General features: G+C 61.3%; 17 protein-coding genes. 9 read left to right on the forward strand and 8 right to left on the reverse strand.

The annotated features are described in order from the left end of the window. Positions 1 to 47: 47 nt before the first annotated feature. Positions 48 to 3,554, forward strand: coding sequence for a DNA polymerase III subunit alpha (gene dnaE, locus GR167_RS16730; RefSeq protein WP_160974871.1), 3,507 nt, complete (start codon positions 48 to 50; stop codon positions 3,552 to 3,554). Between the two features lie 270 nt (positions 3,555 to 3,824). On the opposite strand, the gene GR167_RS16735 is transcribed toward dnaE, so the two are convergent. Then, positions 3,825 to 4,019, reverse strand: coding sequence for a SlyX family protein (locus tag GR167_RS16735; RefSeq protein WP_160974872.1), 195 nt, complete (start codon positions 4,017 to 4,019; stop codon positions 3,825 to 3,827). 132 nt (positions 4,020 to 4,151) lie between these two features. On the opposite strand from GR167_RS16735, the gene GR167_RS16740 reads away from it, so the two are divergent. The 4 genes from GR167_RS16740 to hisG all read left to right on the forward strand — a co-directional run bounded on the left by GR167_RS16740 (position 4,152) and on the right by hisG (position 8,361). Then, positions 4,152 to 4,952: a crotonase/enoyl-CoA hydratase family protein gene (locus tag GR167_RS16740; protein ID WP_160974873.1), complete on the forward strand. Its 801-nt coding sequence runs from the start codon at positions 4,152 to 4,154 to the stop codon at positions 4,950 to 4,952. A gap of 157 nt (positions 4,953 to 5,109) precedes the next feature. Beyond that, on the forward strand, positions 5,110 to 6,591 hold the full coding sequence (gene hisS, locus GR167_RS16745) for a histidine--tRNA ligase (RefSeq protein WP_160974874.1): 1,482 nt from the start codon (positions 5,110 to 5,112) through the stop codon (positions 6,589 to 6,591). Then, positions 6,584 to 7,669 carry an ATP phosphoribosyltransferase regulatory subunit gene (locus tag GR167_RS16750; RefSeq protein ID WP_160974875.1) on the forward strand — a complete coding sequence of 362 codons (1,086 nt, stop codon included), beginning with the start codon at positions 6,584 to 6,586 and terminating at the stop codon, positions 7,667 to 7,669. Before hisS ends, GR167_RS16750 begins: the two co-directional genes overlap by 8 nt. Continuing rightward, a complete protein-coding gene (hisG, locus tag GR167_RS16755) occupies positions 7,666 to 8,361 on the forward strand; it encodes an ATP phosphoribosyltransferase (protein ID WP_160974876.1) in 696 nt (231 codons plus the stop codon). Before GR167_RS16750 ends, hisG begins: the two co-directional genes overlap by 4 nt. A 128-nt stretch (positions 8,362 to 8,489) precedes the next feature. On the opposite strand, the gene GR167_RS16760 is transcribed toward hisG, so the two are convergent. Continuing rightward, positions 8,490 to 8,921, reverse strand: a complete 432-nt coding sequence (locus GR167_RS16760) for a DUF1489 family protein (protein WP_160974877.1) — start codon at positions 8,919 to 8,921, stop codon at positions 8,490 to 8,492. Between the two features lie 203 nt (positions 8,922 to 9,124). On the opposite strand from GR167_RS16760, the gene GR167_RS16765 reads away from it, so the two are divergent. The 3 genes from GR167_RS16765 to GR167_RS20425 all read left to right on the forward strand — a co-directional run bounded on the left by GR167_RS16765 (position 9,125) and on the right by GR167_RS20425 (position 12,346). Next, on the forward strand, positions 9,125 to 11,389 hold the full coding sequence (locus GR167_RS16765; RefSeq protein WP_160974878.1) for an adenosylcobalamin-dependent ribonucleoside-diphosphate reductase: 2,265 nt from the start codon (positions 9,125 to 9,127) through the stop codon (positions 11,387 to 11,389). Positions 11,390 to 11,860: 471 nt separating this feature from the next. Beyond that, on the forward strand, positions 11,861 to 12,127 hold the full coding sequence (locus GR167_RS20180; RefSeq protein ID WP_212770013.1) for a thermonuclease family protein: 267 nt from the start codon (positions 11,861 to 11,863) through the stop codon (positions 12,125 to 12,127). 6 nt (positions 12,128 to 12,133) lie between these two features. Beyond that, positions 12,134 to 12,346 (forward strand): thermonuclease family protein, encoded by a 213-nt coding sequence (locus tag GR167_RS20425; protein WP_212770014.1) that lies wholly within the window; start codon positions 12,134 to 12,136, stop codon positions 12,344 to 12,346. A gap of 13 nt (positions 12,347 to 12,359) precedes the next feature. On the opposite strand, the gene GR167_RS16775 is transcribed toward GR167_RS20425, so the two are convergent. The 3 genes from GR167_RS16775 to GR167_RS16785 all read right to left on the reverse strand — a co-directional run bounded on the left by GR167_RS16775 (position 12,360) and on the right by GR167_RS16785 (position 14,852). Next, positions 12,360 to 12,719: a nucleotide-binding protein gene (locus GR167_RS16775; protein ID WP_160974879.1), complete on the reverse strand. Its 360-nt coding sequence runs from the start codon at positions 12,717 to 12,719 to the stop codon at positions 12,360 to 12,362. A 294-nt stretch (positions 12,720 to 13,013) separates the two neighbouring features. Continuing rightward, positions 13,014 to 13,913 (reverse strand): anti-phage nucleotidyltransferase, encoded by a 900-nt coding sequence (locus GR167_RS16780; protein WP_160974880.1) that lies wholly within the window; start codon positions 13,911 to 13,913, stop codon positions 13,014 to 13,016. A gap of 9 nt (positions 13,914 to 13,922) precedes the next feature. Continuing rightward, positions 13,923 to 14,852 carry an anti-phage phospholipase gene (locus tag GR167_RS16785; RefSeq protein WP_160974881.1) on the reverse strand — a complete coding sequence of 310 codons (930 nt, stop codon included), beginning with the start codon at positions 14,850 to 14,852 and terminating at the stop codon, positions 13,923 to 13,925. A gap of 55 nt (positions 14,853 to 14,907) precedes the next feature. Here GR167_RS16785 and GR167_RS16790 point away from each other — a divergent pair, with 55 nt between their 5' ends. Beyond that, entirely contained in the window at positions 14,908 to 15,198 is a 291-nt protein-coding gene (locus GR167_RS16790) for a hypothetical protein (protein ID WP_160974882.1), read from the forward strand. A 381-nt stretch (positions 15,199 to 15,579) separates the two neighbouring features. Here the strand turns inward: GR167_RS16790 and GR167_RS16795 are convergent, their stop codons facing one another. The 3 genes from GR167_RS16795 to GR167_RS16805 all read right to left on the reverse strand — a co-directional run bounded on the left by GR167_RS16795 (position 15,580) and on the right by GR167_RS16805 (position 18,916). Continuing rightward, on the reverse strand, positions 15,580 to 16,392 hold the full coding sequence (locus GR167_RS16795; protein ID WP_235915998.1) for a M48 family metalloprotease: 813 nt from the start codon (positions 16,390 to 16,392) through the stop codon (positions 15,580 to 15,582). A gap of 292 nt (positions 16,393 to 16,684) precedes the next feature. Then, entirely contained in the window at positions 16,685 to 17,032 is a 348-nt protein-coding gene (locus GR167_RS16800) for a hypothetical protein (RefSeq protein WP_160974884.1), read from the reverse strand. A gap of 60 nt (positions 17,033 to 17,092) precedes the next feature. Then, the gene (locus GR167_RS16805; RefSeq protein ID WP_160974885.1) at positions 17,093 to 18,916 is read right to left on the reverse strand and encodes a TniQ family protein; all 1,824 of its coding nucleotides are present in this window, start codon (positions 18,914 to 18,916) and stop codon (positions 17,093 to 17,095) included. Positions 18,917 to 19,082 lie beyond the last annotated feature (166 nt).

Raw genomic sequence — 19,082 nt, forward strand, 5'->3', positions numbered from 1 at the left:
CGATATCGCGGCTTTCCGGCGCCTGCGCTCTGGCTTAGAATGGCCCGATGAGCAGCCAACCCCGATTCATCCACCTTCGAACCCATACCGAATATTCCCTGCTGGAAGGCGCGGTGCGCCTGAAGAAACTGCCGGGCATGTGCGAAGCGGCCGGTATGCCCGCCGTGGCGGTGACCGACACCAACGCGCTGTTTTCGGCGCTGGAATTTTCGGTCACGGCGCAGGGGGCGGGAATCCAGCCCATCGTCGGCTGCCAGGTCGATCTGGCCTTCGATCATGCCGCGCCCGGCGAACAGCCGAAAGCCCCCGCGCCGGTGGTTCTGCTGTCGCAGACCGAGGAAGGCTATGAGAACCTGATGCGGCTTTCGTCCTGCCTTTACGTCGACAAGGGCGGGCAGGAACCACAGGTGACGCTGGAGGAGCTGGAGGAGTTTTCCGGTGGGCTCATCTGCCTCAGCGGCGGGGCGGACGGGCCGGTGGGCCAGTTCCTGCAGGCGGGCGCGCGCGACAAGGCCGAGGCGCTGATGCGGAAACTGGCCGCGATCTATCCGCAGCGGCTGTATGTCGAGCTGCAGCGCCACCCGGGCGAGGACGGGCTGCCGCTGAACGAGAAGAAGACCGAACGCGGTTTCGTCGAAATGGCCTATGACATGGGCCTGCCGCTGGTCGCCACCAACGACGTCTATTTCCCCAAGGCGGACATGTATGAGGCGCATGACGCGCTGATCTGCATCGCCGAGGGCGCCTATGTCGATCAGGCCGAGCCGCGCCGCCGGTTGACACCGCAGCATTATTTCAAGTCGCAGGAAGAAATGATCGCGCTTTTCGCGGACCTTCCGGAAGCGATTGAAAACACGGTGGAAATCGCGCGGCGTTGTGCCTTTGCCACCTATCGGCGCGATCCGATCCTGCCGAAATTCGCAGATGACGAGGTGGTGGAACTGCGCCGCCAGGCCAATGAGGGCCTGCAGAGGCGGCTGGCGGTGATCCCGCATGCGGTGACGCCCGAGGAATACCAGGAACGGCTGGATTTCGAGCTGGGCATCATCGAGGGCATGGGCTTCCCCGGCTACTTCCTGATCGTGGCCGACTTCATCAAGTGGTCGAAGGATAACGGCATCCCGATCGGCCCAGGCCGGGGGTCTGGCGCGGGGTCCTTGGTGGCCTATGCTTTGACCATCACCGACCTCGATCCGCTGCGCTATTCGCTGCTGTTCGAACGCTTTTTGAACCCGGAACGTGTGTCGATGCCCGACTTCGACATCGACTTTTGCATGGACCGGCGCGAGGAAACGATCCGCTACGTGCAGCAGAAATACGGCCGCGACAAGGTGGGGCAGATCATCACCTTCGGTGCGCTGCTGTCCAAGGCGGCGGTGCGCGATATCGGGCGGGTGTTGCAGATGCCCTATGGCCAGGTGGACCGGCTGTCCAAGCTGATCCCGGTGGAAGGGGTGAAGCCGCTGTCCATCGCCGAGGCGCTGAAGCAGGAAGAACGGCTGCGCGAAGAGGCGCGCAACGAGGAAGTGGTGGACCGGCTGCTGAATTACGGCATGCAGGTCGAAGGGTTGCTCCGGAACGCCTCAACCCACGCGGCGGGTGTGGTGATCGGCGATAGGCCGTTGGACCGTCTGGTGCCGCTTTACCAGGACCCGCGTTCGGACATGCCGGCGACCCAGTTCAACATGAAATGGGTGGAACAGGCCGGGCTGGTGAAATTCGACTTCCTCGGCCTGAAGACGCTGACCGTGGTGCAGAATGCCGTCGACCTGATCAAGAAGAACGGGCGGCACCTGCATATCGGTCCCGACGGCACCCAGTTGTACGAGCCGCCCGAAGGCGCGGTGGACGATATCGGGCATATCCCGCTCGATGACGAAGCGACCTACAAGCTTTATTCCAGCGCCAAGACCGTCGCGGTGTTCCAGGTGGAAAGTTCGGGCATGATGGACGCGCTGCGCCAGATGAAGCCCACCTGTATAGAGGACATCGTGGCGCTGGTGGCGCTGTACCGTCCCGGCCCGATGGAAAACATCCCGACCTATTGCGACGTGAAGCATGGCCGCAAGGAGCTGGAATCGGTCCATCCGACCATCGACCACATCCTGGCCGAAACCCAGGGCATCATCGTTTACCAGGAACAGGTGATGCAGATCGCCCAGGTGATGGCGGGTTACAGCCTTGGCGGCGCCGACCTGCTGCGCCGGGCGATGGGTAAGAAGATCAAGGAAGCGATGGACGCCGAGCGGCCCAAGTTCGAAGCCGGGGCGGCCAAGAACGGGGTCGACAAGAAGAAGGCGAGCGAGGTCTTCGACCTGTTGGAGAAATTCGCCAACTACGGCTTCAACAAATCGCACGCGGCGGCCTATGCGGTGGTGTCCTATCAGACCGGCTGGCTGAAGGCGAACCACCCGGTGGAATTCATGGCCGGTGTCATGAACTGCGATATCCACCTGACCGACAAGCTGTCGATCTATGCCGAGGAAGTGCGCCGCGGGCTGGATATCGAAATCGTGCCGCCCTGCGTCAACCGATCCCTGCCCACCTTCGACGTGGTCGACGGCAAGCTGATCTACGGGCTTGGCGCGCTGAAAAACGTCGGGATCGAGGCGGTGAAGCTGGTATCCGAGGCACGCGGCGACAAGCCCTTCGTCAACCTGTTCGATTTCGCCCGCCGGGTGGACCTGAAGCGGGTCGGCAAGCGGCCGCTGGAAATGCTGGCCCGCGCCGGGGCCTTCGATCAGATCGATCCCAACCGCCGCCGGGTGTTCGAGGCGCTGGATCAGCTGGTCGCCTATTCGGCGGCGATCCATGAACAACGCTCGTCCTCGCAGGTGTCGCTGTTCGGCGAAGCGGGCGACGACCTGCCCGAACCGCGCATCCAGAAGGTCGAGGACTGGCTGCCCGCCGACCGTCTGGCCGAGGAACACAAGGCGATCGGCTTCTACCTGACCGGCCACCCGCTGGACGATTACCTGCCGGCGCTGAAGCGCAAGAAGCTGCTGACGCTGGAAGAAGTGCGCCAGAAGGCGGAAGACAACGGCGCCGCGCTCGAACGGGTGGGGGTGCTGGTGTCGGGGCTGCAGGAACGCAAATCGGGGCGCGGGACGCGGTTTTTCCGCATGAATATCTCGGACCCGACCGGCCAGGTCAGCGGCATGGTGATGTTCCCGCAGGATTTCGATCAGACACGGGCGGTGTTCGACCAGACCAACCAGGTGGTGATGACGCTGGAAGCGCGGTTCAATGAGGGCCAGTTCGACCCGATGGGCCGATCCGTGGCGCCGATGGACACGATCGTGGCCGATGCCGGGTCGACGGGCCTGCGGATTTTTGTCGAGGACGCGGCGGCCATTCCCACCGTCGCCTCGGTCCTGGGCGGCGCGGCGCAGGCGGCGCCGGGCGCTGGGCGCGGGCCGATCTATTTCTGCCTGATGAACCACGACCTGCCGGGCGAGGTGGAAATCGACGCCGGTCAGGAATTCCCGCTGAACCCGCAGATCAAGGGCGCGATCAAGAGCCTCGAAGGCGTGCTGGAAGTGCAAGAGGTCTGATCCTCAGCGCGTCCGCGCCGGGGATAAAGATTATCCACAGAGGTCTGAGAGAGGGCGCTTTCGCGCCGGGTTTGCTTCCGGGGCGGCCCTACGGGTTTGGAGGGCGCTTTCAGGCTGTGGATAACCCTGTGGAAGGTGACGAAAAGCCTATCTTAAACAAGGGGATGGTTGTGGGGCGGCGAAATTCGTTTCCCGCGAATTATCCACAGGGTCGGCGGCCATGAAAAATCGCGGAAAACCGGCGGGTCAGCCTGTGGATAACTCATCCGCTCAGTAATGCGGCGGGCGTTCCTGGCCGGTATAGATATGCGCGCCGGCATCGGCTTCGCGTTCGGCTTCGCGCCGCATCAGCATTTCCACCCGGCGGGTCAGCACGTCGATATCCTTCTGCTGGCGGGCGACGATGTCGGACAGGTCGTCCACCGTGCGGATCAGATGCGCCAGTTTTTCCTCGATGTCCTGCATGACGGGCCTTCCTTGCTGAGCGGGTCAAACTAGCACGGGCAGGCGGGAGGTGAAATCCCCCTCAAATTCCCTGGTGAAATTCCTTGTCTGATCCGGGTGCCATCGGCCAGCATGGGGCAGGGAGGATCGGACATGACGGTAACCATTTCTGACACAGACGGCGTGCGGGTGATTTCCATCGCCCGCCCCGAGGCGCGCAACGCGGTCGATCCCGAAACCGCGCGGGCGCTGTTCGACGCTTTCATGGAAATCGACGCGGACCCGACGGTCAGCGTGGTGGTGCTGGCCGGGATAGGCGGTACGTTCTGTTCCGGATTCGACCTGAAATCCGCCGCCAGCGGCGCGGGCGAATCCTGGCTGCGCGAAATCGACCTGCCCAACGAGTGGGACGCGCGCCGCGATCCCCGCGCGGGCCCGATGGGGCCGACCCGGCTGATGCTGACGAAACCGGTGATCGCGGCGGTCGAAGGCTATGCCGTGGCGGGCGGGCTGGAACTGGCGGCGTGGTGCGACATGCGGGTGGTGTCGCAAAGCGCGACCTTCGGCGTGTTCTGCCGCCGCTGGGGCGTGCCGCTGATCGACGGCGGCACGGTGCGGCTGCCGCGGATCGTCGGGCAGGGGCGGGCCAATGACATGATCCTGACCGGCCGCCCGGTGAGCGCGGAGGAGGCGCATCGCATCGGGCTGGCCGACCGGGTGGTGCCCGAGGGGCAGACGCTGCAGGCCGCACTGGCGCTGGCCGCCGACCTGGCGCGCTTCCCGCAGCGCTGCCTGCGCGCCGATCACCTGTCGGCGCGGATGAGCGGCGCCGAGCTGGGCGCGGCGCTGCGGCGCGAATGGCGCTCGGCCGCGGTGTTCCTGGAAGAAGGGCAGGCGGGGGCCGCGCGCTTCGCCGGTGGCGCCGGGCGGGGCGGCGCGTTCGGGGAGGAGTGAGGGGGCGCTGCCCCCTCTTGGCCTGCGGCCAATTCACCCCCGGAGTATTTTGCCCAAGAAGAAAGCGGGATTTGTCCGCGCCTTGGGGCAGTGCTTGCTTGCCCCTAAGCCTCGCATCCGCTAGAGCCGTGCGCGAGTTGAAGGCAAGGACCGCGACATGGCCAAGCAGAAGAAATCCCCCCGTCCCAAGGCAGAAGCGCCGAAGGGTTTCCGCGATTATTTCGGCGCCGAGGTGACCGAACGCGCAGAGATGCTGCAGAAGATCGCCGGGGTCTATCATCGCTACGGCTTCGACGCGCTGGAAAGTAGCGCCGTGGAAACGGTCGAGGCGCTTGGTAAATACCTGCCCGATGTCGACCGGCCGAACGCCGGTATCTTCGCCTGGCAGGAGGCCGATGACGAAAAATGGCTGGCGCTGCGCTACGACCTGACCGCGCCGCTGGCCCGGGTCTATGCCGAGCACCGCAACGATCTGCCCACACCCTACCGTCGCTATGCGATGGGGCCGGTGTGGCGCAACGAAAAGCCGGGGCCGGGGCGTTATCGGCAGTTCTATCAATGCGATGCCGACACGGTGGGCGCGGCCAGCGTGGCCGCCGATGCCGAGATCTGTTCGATGCTGTCGGACACTTTGGAAGAAGTCGGCATCCCGCGCGGCGATTACATCATCCGGGTCAATAACCGGAAGGTGCTGAACGGCGTGCTGGAGGAAATGGGCGTGACCGACGAGGTGCAGGCCGCCGACGTGCTGCGCACCATCGACAAGTTCGACAAGGTCGGCGAAGAGGGCGTGCGCCAGCTGCTTGGCAAGGGGCGGCTGGATGCCTCTGGCGCCTATATCGACGGCGTGGGGCTGGACGAGGCGCAGGCCGAGCCGGTCATCGCCTTCCTGACCGCGAAAGGCGCGACAAACGCGGACACGTTGCCAAAGCTGATGGCGGCCGTCGGTGAGAGCGCGATCGGGGCTGAGGGCGTTGGCGAGCTTCAGGAGATCGCTTCGCTGCTGGAAGCACAGGGCTATGGCGAGGACCGCATCGTGATCGACCCCAGCGTCGTGCGCGGCCTGGGCTACTACACCGGGCCGGTGTTCGAAGCCGAGCTGACCTTTGAAATCCTTGACGAGAAGGGCCGCAAGAGGCAATTCGGGTCGGTCGCGGGCGGCGGGCGCTACGACGACCTGGTGAAGCGCTTCACCGGTCAGGCGGTGCCTGCGACGGGCGTTTCCATCGGGGTCGACCGTTTGCTGGCGGCGCTGCGCGAAAAGGGACGTATCCAGAGCCACGCCACCGGGCCGGTGGTCGTGACGGTGATGGATCGCGACCGGATGGCCGATTACCAGGCGATGGTGGCCGAGCTGCGCAATGCAGGCATCCGCGCCGAGGTTTACCTGGGCAACCCGAAGAATTTCGGCAACCAGTTGAAATACGCCGACAAGCGCCAATCGCCCGTCGCGGTGATCGAAGGCGGCGACGAGAAGGCCAACGGCGTGGTGCAGATCAAGGACCTGGTGCTGGGCGCCCAGATCGCCGAGAACGCCACGCTGGAGGAATGGAAGGAACGGCCGAGCCAGTTCGAGGTTCCCCGCGCCGATCTGGTCGCCAAGGTGCGCGAAATCCTGGAAGGGCAGAAAGATGGCTGAGAAAGCCCGGATCAGGGCCGAGGCCGCGCGGCTGCGCGCGCTGTTCGAAGCGCAAGGCGCGCAGGGGTTCGAGACCTCCATCCTGCAGCCCGCCGAGGTCCTGCTGGACCTTTACGGCGAAGACATCCGGGCGCGCGCCTATGTGACCTCGGACGCGCTGCGCGGCGAACAGATGCTGCGGCCCGATTTCACCGTGCCGGTGGTGCAGGCGCATATGGCCTATGGCGCCGAACCGGCGCGCTACACCTATGCCGGCGAAGTGTTCCGCCGCCAGGAAGACGATCCCGACCGGGAAAACGAATTCATGCAGGTCGGATACGAGGTGTTCGACCGCGAAAACCCGATCGATTCCGATGCCGAGGTGTTCTCGGTGATCCAATCCGCCCTGGGGGGCGCGCGGCTGCGTGCCGCGACCGGCGATATCGGCATCCTGATGGCTGCGGTCGCGGGGCTGCAGACGACGGACGCGCGCAAGAAGGCGCTGCGCCGCCATATCTGGCATCCGCGCCGGTTCCGCGCTTTGCTGGATCGCTATTCCGGGCGCAGCCCGGTGCCCGCTGCGCGCAAGGCGCTGCTGGCCGCCGCCGATCCCTTCGCCGGTGGCGCGCCCGAAATCGGGCTGCGCTCGCGCGCCGAGGTCGAAGCGCGGATCGCGGCGCTGAAGGCCGATGCCGCCGCCGCGCCGATTTCCGAGCGCGAGGTCGAACTGCTCGACGCGCTGCTGCAGGTGCGTGAAACCCTGCCCAACGCCCTGGAACATCTGCGCGATATCGCGGTGGACATGCCCGCGATCGTCAAGGCGGTGGACCGCCTGGCGCGCCGGATGAAGGCGTTGGACAGGCGCGGCGTCGACGTGGCGGCGCTGGATTTCGAGGCCTCTTACGGGCGTACCTCGATGGAATATTACGACGGGTTCGTCTTCGGCTTCTACGCCGAAGGCCGCCCCGACCTGCCCGCGGTGGCCACCGGCGGGCGCTATGACGCGCTGACCCGTGTGCTGGGGCAGGGCAGGGAAATCCCGGCCGTGGGCGGCGTTGTGCGCCCGGGGCTGCTGCTGCAACTGGAGGCGGGTCAATGAGCGTGAAGCTGGGCGTGCCCTCCAAGGGGCGGCTGATGGAAAAGACCTTCGAATGGTTCGGCGAACGCGGCGTGACCCTGTCGCGCACCGGGTCGGACCGCGAATATGCCGGGAAGGTCGAGGGCGTCGAGGGCGTCGAACTGGTGCTGCTGTCGGCGGGGGAAATCCCGCGCGAACTGGCTGCCGGGCGCATCCATCTGGGCGTCACCGGCACCGACCTGATCCGTGAAAAGCTGGGCCAGTGGGATCAGAAGGTGGAACCGCTGGCGGAACTGGGCTTTGGCCATGCCGACCTGATCATCGCGGTGCCCGCCTGCTGGGTCGATGTCGATACGTTGGACGATCTCGATGCCGCAGCCGCGGCGTTTCGCGAACGGCACGGGTTCCGGCTGCGGGTGGCGACCAAGTATCACCGGCTGGTGCGCGAATTCCTGCGCGATCACGGGGTTGCCGATTACCAGCTGGTCGACAGTCAGGGCGCGACCGAGGGCACGGTGAAGAACGAAACCGCCGAAGCGGTGGCCGACATCACCTCGACCGGCGACACGCTGCGCGCCAACCACCTGAAGATCCTGAGCGACGCCCTGGTGCTGAAATCGCAGGCCACCTTGTTCCGCTCGCGGGTGGCACCGGTCGACAAGGCCGAACGCGACACGATCAAGGAACTGTCCCGGGTTCTGGGCGTCGACTGAAACCGCGCCCTGCGCCGGGCGCGCGCAGGGGGATTGGGGCCAGGAAAAAGCCCTTCTTCTGTTCAAAAATATCCCGGGGGAGTCGCGGCTTGCCGCGACGGGGGCAGCGCCCCCTGCCACGCTCGACCCTACAGAACGCCGATCTCGGCCAGCGCGGCGGACAGTTCCGCCGGAAGCGGCTCTTCGGTCTTGCGGGTGGCGGTCAGGTCGGCAGGGCTGTCTTCGGGTTTCAGGTAACGCCAGCCCTGGAAAGGGCGGCGCAGCGCCTGGGCGGTGCGGTGCAATTCGGGGTCCAGAACGATGGCGCAGCGGCGGATGCCGTCCTGGCCCATCACCTCGTCCAGCCGCAGCACCCGCTGGCGGCACTGGATCACCCCCTTGATCACCCAGTAGATCGACCCGCCGTTCAGCAGTTCGGCCTCCCGCTTGGGCCACATCCGGGTGACGTGGCGCGGCAATCCGTCAGGCGTCTGGGCGTGCGGCATCTTTTGCCACAGCGCCAGGTTGTCGACATCTTCGGTGCCGACGCTCAGCTTGATCAGATTGATATAGTTTTCCACAGCTTACCCACAGAGTCGTCCCGAAGTTCACCGGATATTGTAGCCTGAGGATAGCCGTGGGCAAGGTGTTGTGGTAGGCTCACAATACATTATATTTCTCGGGTGTGGGGGAATTTGGCGTTGAGACTTGCGTTCCGCCTGGTGTATCGAAGCCGTCTTACGCCGATGCCATGCCGATTCACCCAAAACCGAAGGACCGCCCCATGACCCGTTTCGCCGCGCCCATTTCCGAACAGATCTGGGATATGAAATACCGCTTGAAAGAGGCCGACGGCACCCCGGTGGACCGCACCGTGGAAGACAGCTGGCGGCGGATCGCGCGGTCGCTGGCCGAGGTGGAAAAGGACCCCGCACATTGGGAAGAGCGGTTCTACGCGGCGCTGGAGGATTTCAAATACCTGCCCGCCGGCCGGATCACCGCCGGCGCCGGCACCGGGCGCAACGTGACCCTGTTCAACTGCTTCGTCATGGGCACCATCCCCGACAGCATGTCGGGCATCTTCGACATGCTGAAGGAAGCGGCGCTGACCATGCAGCAGGGCGGCGGCATCGGCTATGATTTTTCCACCATCCGGCCGCGCGGCGCGGATGTTCTGGGCGTGGCGGCGGATGCGTCCGGCCCGCTCAGCTTCATGGATGTCTGGGACGCGATGTGCCGCACCATCATGTCTGCGGGTTCGCGTCGCGGCGCGATGATGGCGACGATGCGCTGCGATCACCCCGATATCGAGGATTTCATCACCGCCAAGTCGGATTCGGCGCGGCTGCGGATGTTCAACCTCAGCGTCCTGGTCACCGACGACTTCATGGAAGCGGTCAAGGCGGACGGCCCGTGGGAGCTGAAATTCGGCGACAAGGTCTATCATACGCTGCAGGCGCGCGACCTGTGGAACAAGATCATGCAGTCGACCTATGATTTCGCCGAACCGGGCGTGATCTTCATCGACCGCATCAACAAGGCCAACAACCTTTCCTATTGCGAAACCATCGCCGCCACCAACCCGTGTGGCGAACAGCCGCTGCCGCCCTATGGCGCCTGCCTGCTGGGATCGATCAACCTGGCGCGGCTGGTGGCCGATCCGTTCGGCAAGAAGGCCAAGCTCGACCAGGACAAGCTGGACGAACTGGTGCGCCTTGCGGTGCGGATGATGGACAACGTGGTCGACGCGTCGCAATTTCCGCTGCACGAACAGGCGCTGGAAGCGCAGAACAAGCGCCGGATCGGGCTGGGCGTGACCGGGCTGGCCGATGCCCTGCTGATGCTGGGCCTGCGCTACGGCAGCGACGAGGCGGCCAAGCAGACCGAAGACTGGCTGCACGCGATCGCGCGTTCGGCCTACCTGGCCTCGGTCGATCTGGCCAAGGAAAAGGGCGCCTTCCCGCTGTTCGACGCGGACAAATACCTGGCTTCCGGCACCATGCAGCAGATGGATGACGACGTGCGCGCCGAGATCGCCAAGCACGGCATCCGCAACGCGCTGCTGACCTCGATCGCGCCCACCGGCACGATTTCGCTTTACGCCGGTAACGTCAGTTCCGGCATCGAACCGGTCTTCGCCTATGCTTATACCCGCAAGGTGCTGCAGAAGGACGGTTCGCGCACCGAGGAAGAGGTGGTCGATTACGCGGTGCAGATGTGGCGCGACAAGTTCGGCGACAAGGAATTGCCCGACTATTTCGTCAACGCCCAGACGCTGGAACCGCTGGATCACGTCCGGATGCAGGCGGCGGCGCAGAAATGGGTCGATTCCAGCATTTCCAAGACGATCAACTGCCCCGAGGACATCAGCTTCGAAGGCTTCAAGGACGTCTACATGGAAGCCTATGAGACCGGCTGCAAGGGCTGCACCACCTACCGCCCGAACGACGTGACCGGATCGGTTCTGAGCGTCAGCGAGGAAAGCGAAAAGGCCCCCGAGATCGATGCCGGCGCCGACGTGATCTACATGGCCGAACCGCTGGACCGGCCGCAGGCGCTGGAAGGCCATACCTACAAGCTGAAATGGCCCGACAGCGAGCACGCGATCTACCTGACCATCAACGACATCCTGATCGGCGGTCACCGCCGCCCGTTCGAGGTCTTCATCAACTCCAAGAACATGGAGCATTACGCCTGGACGCTGGCGCTGACCCGGATGATTTCGGCGGTGTTCCGGCGCGGCGGCGACGTGTCCTTCGTGGTCGAGGAACTGAAGGCGGTGTTCGATCCGCGCGGCGGCGCCTGGATGCAGGGCAAATACATCCCCTCGATCCTGGCGGCCATCGGCGGGGTGATCGAACAGCACCTGATCCGCATCGGCTTCATCGAGGGCGAGGGCATGGGGCTGAAATCCGATCCCAAGGCCGAAGTGATGGCAGTCGGCGGCGCGCCGCGCGGCAAGGCCTGCCCGAGCTGCGGCCAGTTCGAAATGCGGATGGTCGAGGGCTGCATGACCTGCATGAGCTGCGGCTATTCGAAATGCGGCTGATCCGGGGCTGAATAGGCGCAGTCAGAAAAAGCAGATGAGTGCGCAAAAGAAACCATAAGCGTGCGCATCGGGCGTCAAGGCCAATTTTAAGCCTTTAGGCGCTTACTTCGGAGGCTGTTTTTGTTGAGCTGAACCATGAGGACGGCGGGGCCATTGGTCCCGCCGTCCTTTTGTTTTCGGTCGCCAGCAATAGTGGGGACGGGCCGGTTAGAGTTTGCCCCCTTTCCTAGAAACTCGCTGATACAAGTGAGTGGACGGATTCGAGATGCACGCGATAGTGACAGTTTCAGGGAGAGAGGGATACTGATTGACCACCGTTGAGTATGAAGCCCGATCTGAGCGTTGTCATACCTGGGGAAAATGAACTGACTTCAATATACGTCGAATTTCCTTCACCATCGTGGATAGGGTGAGATGTTACCGGTAAAGCTTAAGTCCGAAAAATTGATATAGTCGAGGGCCAGGAATAGTATGTCCAAGCGTCGCTACGTCTTCTTTCTAATGATCTCCTTTTGGGCTGCTTATGGCGCGCCAATAGCTGCGCAGAATTTAATCAGCGGAACAGCAAGCGTGATTGACGGAGACACTATAGAAATACACGGGACGCGGATCAGGCTACATGCCATTGATGCGATCGAGAGCCGCCAGAAATGTCTCTTGCCCAATAAGAGCGAATGGCGCTGCGGAGCCGACGCGGCCAATGCACTCGCGAATAAAATTGGCCGCGCGCCGGTCTAATGCCGTGTGATCGACAAAGACAGGTATGGCCGTTTAGTCGCTAAGTGCTATCAGGAGGGTGTCGATATCAACGGGTGGCTCGTGGCTAATGGTTGGGCCGTCGCATACCGGCAATATGGACTAGACTACGTCTCGCAAGAACGCGAAGCCAAAGCTGCGAAACGCGGTATATGGAAAAGTCGCTTCGTCATGCCCTGGGACTGGAGGAGCGGCCAGTGAAGCAAACCAGTTCCTAATTGCGCAATTCTATCTGACTGGGCGACCTAAGAATGATTTGAGGTTTGCCTTTATAAAGCTCAATTGCCCCAGTGATGGCGACTGCCTTACCCTCAAGCGATCGAACGCCTGAGAACCGATCTGCGTTATTCTTGAAGATCACAGCATAAAAGATGTGGTTAGGGTAGCGCCCGCCGAAGTTTATAAAGGTCGTTCCCCTGTTGCTCGTGGAGACCTGGCTGACGACGCCTTCGACGGTTACCGTTTCCCCAACGTAGTAGGAGGTTTCTTTCGGGGAGACGGTCTCGGCATGTGCTGTGACGGCAAGTAACAGAGCAAGCCCCGCGGCTGAAACTAATTTTGAGATGAAATGCATGAAATGCTTTTTCCTTACTTAAACAGCGATAAGCTGCACCGAATGGATCACTGCCTACAATCCCTACCCAAAAAAATTCTGCAACAAAGGTTCGAAACTGAAGTTCTGCGTTAGGCCTTAAACGTCCGCTCCCATCCCAAAGCGAACCAGGCCGATCGGTTAGTAAGGGCGGATAACTTCCATTCGCCGCGTTCTGAACGAATGGCCGCTATTATAGTAGCTCGCGTCCTGCAACTCGGCCCGCTATCTCCTCGTAGGAGCACTTGCCATGGTCGAGGGCAGGATGGGCTGTAGTCAGCGGCCGCTAGTGTTCCAGTACAGGCGCAACGCCGCCATCGTCGTATGGAAGTCCGCCATGTTCCAACAGACGTTCTCCCCATCTCGTATCAACCAATGCAGGTCATTGGCGCACGCCAGTTGGGTCGGGTCGCAACCATCCAGCCACGCCAGACAGTTCTCGACGGTCTGTTGGAACGTCCAGCCGAAGTTCTGCGTTGGCACGTTCCAAAGCATCCCCTCCAAGAAGTAGGAAGGGGCTACACCGTCGGCGATGTAATGGGCGTCTATCATGGCGTTCCGCATGTTCTTAATCACGCGAACGCTTGGTTTGAATCGATCGGTCGTCGCCTGGTGCTTTGTCGTGCAGTTCTCCATGTGCTGCTTCGGGAAGTTGATGATCTCCTCGTTGTCGGTGGTCCAGAAGCAGATGCCGGTATGGTAGGAATTGTCGAATATCGAGCGATACCGCGTGTACCGACGATGCTCGATGCACACCAACACATCAACATCGCGCCGACCGTTGTTCCCTGGAACGAAGATTGCCTTCTTTCCTGCCTTCACTCCCGTGCCGTAATTTTCCGTCAGCCAAGCCAGAACGTCAGCCTTGAACTCATCAAAGCCATAGGCAACTCCGCCTCCCTTGTTCGCTCCGTAGATAAGCGTGTCAGCAGCGTCCAATTGTCCGATATCGCTGTTGAATACATCAGTCAGACAGATAACGACGTCAACGTCACTCTCCGAGTAGACGTTGGTGTCGTTGCCGTAAGAGCCTTGTAGATGGACGTCAAATCCTCGCCCCGCGAACGGAGCGCTCTTGTCCTTCAGCACACCCCTAATCGCTTGGTATGTGGCAGCCGATTGTACTTGTGAGCCGATATGTGACCACGTCTCGAGCTGCGCCTCTGAAATCGCCATGAAAACTCCTTAACTTAATAGAATTGCGTGAATATCTTTCTCTAGTCGACCGAACGACTGCTGCCCTTGCTGACGGAGAATGTTCAGCTTCTTCAGGTCGTGCTCGAACATGTCCGTTGCCATCTCGGGCTTGTCGAAGGTGTCGCTCACTCTCACCGTCGGGACGTTCGCGAAGAGCAGTTGCCGCAGCTGGTCCATCGATGCGGTATTCACTTCGAGTGTCTTCTGGAGGAGCTGCACCAGCCAGAAGCGGCGCTTGGTGCGTTCGATGAACGAATATCGTGGCTCCGGATACTGCCCGCAGCCGATGGTCAGGACTCGGCAATCAGCCGGAGCGAACTCGAGCGGCCCCACAGCATCAGCAAGCGCGTAAAGCGCGGGGTTGTTCGCGACATACCCGCCGTCGAAGAGTTCAACCTCATTGCCGGTACTGGTGGTGACGAGCTTGCGCTCAAAGAACGGATACGCGGAGCAAGATGCTTCGATTGCGTCAGCGAGCTTGCACCCGAAGCCTGGAACGAACGTCGCCTTGCGACCATGTGCCTGCGTCTGGCTGCTCTTGAATATCATCGGTGTTTCGAGCTGCCACTTGGTCGAGACGATGCCAAGCCCGGTGAGCACTGTGTCGAACCCATCCTCCTTGAAGACGGTCTCCCCAACCTCTCGGAGCCGCAGAGTGCGCTCCCGTGGCTTCCGTTCTCTCATAATCTTGGGGACATGCTCGCAGTAGAGCTTGTGGATTTCGTCGACGTTCCGCCCAGTGGCGAGCAGAGTTGCGATGATAGACCCCGTGCTCGTGCCGAATATGAGGTCGAACGTCTCATGGATGGGGCGAGGAAGCATTGCCTCCACTTCGGCAAGTACGCCGAGAGTGTAGAAGCCCTTGGCTCCTCCGCCATCGAGGCTAAGAATCCGGCAGAGCTTGTTTTCTTCGTTCATGATGAGCGACTCGAGCTGCAATCGTACGAGATATTGTGGCTTCGTGAGCCCCACCATGCAAGAAGTAGAGAAGATTATCCCAAGCTATCCAACCATCCAAGAGAAGAGTGTGGATTTTCCAAGTATGGCATCCAATTGTAATTTAATCGAATATTTCAGCGCGAACGTGGACGCTATTGGATGCAAAACCAGCAGCGCTCACGGATCGGAATATCGCACTGGCAGCGAATGTCTGGAAAGCGGGCTGCAACTGCAGCATTTGTACTATGTGTTGAGTGCCCGCTCTGGGCCGGGTGCGTCGTTCAGCCTGGAGTCGTGGCCTGCACTTTGCAAAGATCACTACTGACGCATAGCCGCCGTCGGACCTGGTCGCAACGAAAGCCCGCTCTCTCTGCCCTAATGATCCTTCAAGCAGCCGAAAAAATCCTAAAAATTCGGCCTATACAGCCATCAATCCGCTGTTTGTTGCCCCAGTTGAGTTACTGGGGCAACGTATTACTCAATGACAGTGATACGGCTTGGAACCGGCATGGCAACATTTGCCGGGAGGGGAGTCCTTGCGGCAGCCACCGCCGTGCTCAACTTCGTTCGTAGGCGCCTTTACCAGCGTAGTCGTGGCGATGCTTTGGGTGGCCCCCAGAAGAAGCAGCAATGGGGTGGTAAGCATGAGTTTTTTCATATCGTTCTCCCTTCGTTTATTCGTCAATAGGTACAGGCTGGTGCCGTTTTATTGGGTCTGCTTACGCGCCAGGGATTTCTTGGCCTTAATCTCTTCCATGGTTGCGATCACAACCGCGATACGCTTGGAGTCCGCCGGATGGGTTCCCCAGAATGAGAGCTGACCGGTCTTGGACCGTGCCGCCTCATCTCGCGCGAAGAATCCTGCACCTTTGACAGGATCGTAGCCAGCTGCCGCGGCGATCCGCGTTCCCAGCATGTCGCTCTCGAGTTCATAGGTCTGGGAGAAGGCGATCTGGCCAACCGCAGCTCCAAGCTCCATTGAGCGCGAGACATCGTTGGGATCGTAATAGGCGCCGGCGGAGGCTGCTTGAGCATTTGAATAGGCGGCCAGGGCGCCGAGAATGATTGCCCCGGCCATGGCCTGCTGCTGTTGCTTGACGATGTGTTGACCGATCAGGTGCCCGTATTCGTGGCCCAGGATGAATGCGACTTCATCATCGCTTTCGGCATCCTGAAGGATCGGCACAGAAAACCGGATCACGGGACTCTTGTTGCCTGCTTCTGCATAGGTGAAATATGCGTTGCGCTCTTGCATTTTGCGATCGAGTTCGAGACGGACATTGCAATCGACAGTCTTCTTCTGGGCCAGCTCTTTTTCGCAAAACTGTCGTGCTACCGGTTCGATGCGGTGGGCTACGCGACGGAAGCGCTTTTCACCGACCTGAGGGCTTGCAAGCTGGCGTGCCGGAGCTGCTTTTGCCTGGGCAAACATTGTATCCGCGCGGCTGGTCACATCATCTGTAACGCCTGGCAGGCTGTAGGTGGTTCCGCACGCTGAGAGAAGAATGGCGGTGGTCATCGCGGCGGCCGGGCGTAGCAGTCGGGATATGATCATTACGTCTTCCTTTTAAATTCCTGATCGCAATTTGCATTTCTTGTACGCTTTAAACGATAATCGAATTTAAAGAGATTTTTCAACGTCTGTAAAGGCTTACAGTCGCAGTTCTGATTTCGCGTTTGGGGTCGGGGAGGTTGCCCAATAGATTCATCACGCGAAGCCCGAAGTGGAAGTGGCCAATTACCCAGGGAGGGTGAAAACTGACCTTAACTCCCGCGGCACTCTTTCGGATACGTGCCTGCAAAACAGACCTTCATGCTCCTCTCAGTATGTCGGACAGGAACGCATAAATTTCACTTGCAGCCTTCTCGATGTCGGAAATCAGAAAGCCATCGATAAACATGAACTGTGGCGCTACTCCGGTAGCCGATCCGGTTCTTGGATAACGCTTCAGTAAACTCTCGAAAAATTCACGGCTCTCCTCCGTTGAGGCCAGCAATACGTTCTGGCTCTCCTGCGATAAGTAACCCCAATCATAGTAGAGGTCTGCTCGAGTTCTGCGAGTGCGGCAAACAATCGAGATTGCTTGTTTGCGTTTGCATTCTGCCGCGTATCTGTCGCTCACAGCTACATCTTTTTCCGGTACAATAAGGTAGTTCATTTGGCTCGTTCATTGTTTTGGGGATGGAGGCTCGGAGAGCGGGTAGCTAACCCTGCGGTTCTACGGGGTGTCTTTGATTGCCTGGCGCTCATAGATAGCCCCGTAGTCATTGCCGTCTGGGCTAAATGGCAGAACGCCCGATGCTACCAACTCCAGTCGAAGTGCCTGCCAGGGAGTGCCGCGCTCGACAGCCAAGCCGCGTAGGGTCACGAAACGGGCGTGGAAAGAGGCAATGTCATCAGGGGCCAGGAAGCGTTGGAGAGCGCTGGTCTTGGGGTGTCGTCCTTCCGTCGAAGGTACATGCCCGTTCCGCACCAAGCGAGTGGCAGAGGACGGCTTAAGGCCACATTGTCGGGCAAACACCTCGATGCTGATGCCGGGAGCATCCGGGCGCTCTAGCAGGCGTTCGACCTCGTCGTGCGTTATCAGGATCGCCTCGTACCCGTCGCGAGTCATGTGCTTGCCGACCCTCTGGATCTTGCGCTGCTCCAGGAGCGCGAGGATGGTTCCCGGGGAAACCTTGAGCCGCTGAGCGGTTTTGGGGATGTCGCCCCAAGCGTGCATGGGCACATAGATGGGCTCCGCACCAGTCAGCAGGCCTTCGAGGTATCTCCGGGCTGCACGGACGTCCCAGAGGGGCTTGTGGTCGCCGCCATCCACGGCAGGGGGGAAGTATCCGTCGCTGCGCAGACGTTCGAATTGCGAACGCGACATTTTCAACACTTCCTGGAAATCCTTGGCCGAGACCAAGGTGTTGATCTGGTCCAGATGTGGTTGGGCCTCCTCCACGTCGAACAGTTCCCATTGATCGTCCTGCCCGGTCTCGGCTGGGCGAACGATGCCGACATCCACCAGGAGCTTGCGGAGACGCCGAGGATCCATGCCCAGTTCGCGCGAGGCGGTTCGAACCGAATGAACCCGTCGCTCCAGGACGGGTTCTCCCATGAGATCGTCACCGGGTCCCAACGGCCACGTGGTCGCGATGTGGTCGCGCAGGAGCGCGCGGAATGGAGCGTAGTCCTCATTGAGGAGGTCGAAGGCAAGGCGGTCGTATAGGGCGCCAAACTTCTTCTTCGGGCCGTCGGTCGGTTCGCCGATGATGGCCTGCAACTCGCTCAGAGCGCTGCGGATGCTGTCCTCACCTTTGCTGGCAAACTTGAAGCCCGCGTCGAAGGCCATCCAAGCGTGCTCGGGCTCGAACTTTTTCCACTTTGGGATTCTGACTGCCCAGATGGCCCGGCCCAGAAGCTCGCAGAAATGCGCTGCCGGGTAGAGGGCGAACTGATCGAGCCATGTATCCGTGGGGGTGCTCAGAAGGCGCGCCTCGATCCAGCGGTCGTACTCGGTTGGCTCTCGGAAATCCTGGTCCAGCGCGCCGGACAGAATGTCCGGCGCGATCTCGGCCATTCTGGCTGCCACATCGAAGCGGTCTGTCTTGGCTGGCGCGGACCACAAGGGGATCAATGGATGCCCGTGCTCCAGGCAGATGGTGACCGGGCGAAACAGCCAGTGGCCACGGATGTGCATGACCTGCTCGGGGGCGCCTGGAGTCCTCTCAGCGTCTTCCCGCAGGCAGATGGGGCAGCCGCGCAGCGTGGTTTCCTTGATGGCCTTAGCGTGCAGATGCTGCCCGCGGAATTCATGCACACGGTTGCCCAGATGGATGGGCGTCCAGGCGCTCAGGGCGTTGAGATCCACACGACAAAGCGTAGCGAGTTCCGATAGATCGTCGGCATTGCCGTCCGTGATCCTGGTAAATGAGAAGCCCATGTCCGTGGAGAAGTCCGTGGCTGAGACTCCGTTGAGAGCGGCAACGCGGGAGGCGAAGGAGAATGCGGGTTCGCGGGCGTGGAGCTTGGCGACGAGTGAAAGTTCGTTGTTCAACTGGGAGCCTTGTTGGGAGTGTCGTCTTCGGCGCTTTTCGGATTATGGGGCCGATTATCCGGGTGGATCTTGAGGAGGTGTTCTGGAATGGGCGGTGTGCTTTCGACAAAGCGCCGGACTCGCTCTGGATCAGGCTCGGCACTTTGGATGCTATCCTTACTGGCCC

The organism is Thalassovita mangrovi, assembly GCF_009857745.1.
Classification (GTDB): Bacteria; Pseudomonadota; Alphaproteobacteria; order Rhodobacterales; family Rhodobacteraceae; genus Thalassobius; species Thalassobius mangrovi.

What these genes read in the sequence shown, in the direction of transcription:
- dnaE (WP_160974871.1), top strand. Translation starts at nt 48, where the DNA reads ATGAGCAGCCAACCCCGATTCATCCACCTTCGAACCCATACCGAATAT.
- GR167_RS16735 (WP_160974872.1), bottom strand. Translation starts at nt 4,019, where the DNA reads ATGCAGGACATCGAGGAAAAACTGGCGCATCTGATCCGCACGGTGGAC.
- GR167_RS16740 (WP_160974873.1), top strand. Translation starts at nt 4,152, where the DNA reads ATGACGGTAACCATTTCTGACACAGACGGCGTGCGGGTGATTTCCATC.
- hisS (WP_160974874.1), top strand. Translation starts at nt 5,110, where the DNA reads ATGGCCAAGCAGAAGAAATCCCCCCGTCCCAAGGCAGAAGCGCCGAAG.
- GR167_RS16750 (WP_160974875.1), top strand. Translation starts at nt 6,584, where the DNA reads ATGGCTGAGAAAGCCCGGATCAGGGCCGAGGCCGCGCGGCTGCGCGCG.
- hisG (WP_160974876.1), top strand. Translation starts at nt 7,666, where the DNA reads ATGAGCGTGAAGCTGGGCGTGCCCTCCAAGGGGCGGCTGATGGAAAAG.
- GR167_RS16765 (WP_160974878.1), top strand. Translation starts at nt 9,125, where the DNA reads ATGACCCGTTTCGCCGCGCCCATTTCCGAACAGATCTGGGATATGAAA.
- GR167_RS20180 (WP_212770013.1), top strand. Translation starts at nt 11,861, where the DNA reads ATGTCCAAGCGTCGCTACGTCTTCTTTCTAATGATCTCCTTTTGGGCT.
- GR167_RS16775 (WP_160974879.1), bottom strand. Translation starts at nt 12,719, where the DNA reads ATGCATTTCATCTCAAAATTAGTTTCAGCCGCGGGGCTTGCTCTGTTA.
- GR167_RS16780 (WP_160974880.1), bottom strand. Translation starts at nt 13,913, where the DNA reads ATGGCGATTTCAGAGGCGCAGCTCGAGACGTGGTCACATATCGGCTCA.
- GR167_RS16785 (WP_160974881.1), bottom strand. Translation starts at nt 14,852, where the DNA reads ATGAACGAAGAAAACAAGCTCTGCCGGATTCTTAGCCTCGATGGCGGA.
- GR167_RS16790 (WP_160974882.1), top strand. Translation starts at nt 14,908, where the DNA reads ATGCAAGAAGTAGAGAAGATTATCCCAAGCTATCCAACCATCCAAGAG.
- GR167_RS16795 (WP_235915998.1), bottom strand. Translation starts at nt 16,392, where the DNA reads ATGACCACCGCCATTCTTCTCTCAGCGTGCGGAACCACCTACAGCCTG.
- GR167_RS16800 (WP_160974884.1), bottom strand. Translation starts at nt 17,032, where the DNA reads ATGAACTACCTTATTGTACCGGAAAAAGATGTAGCTGTGAGCGACAGA.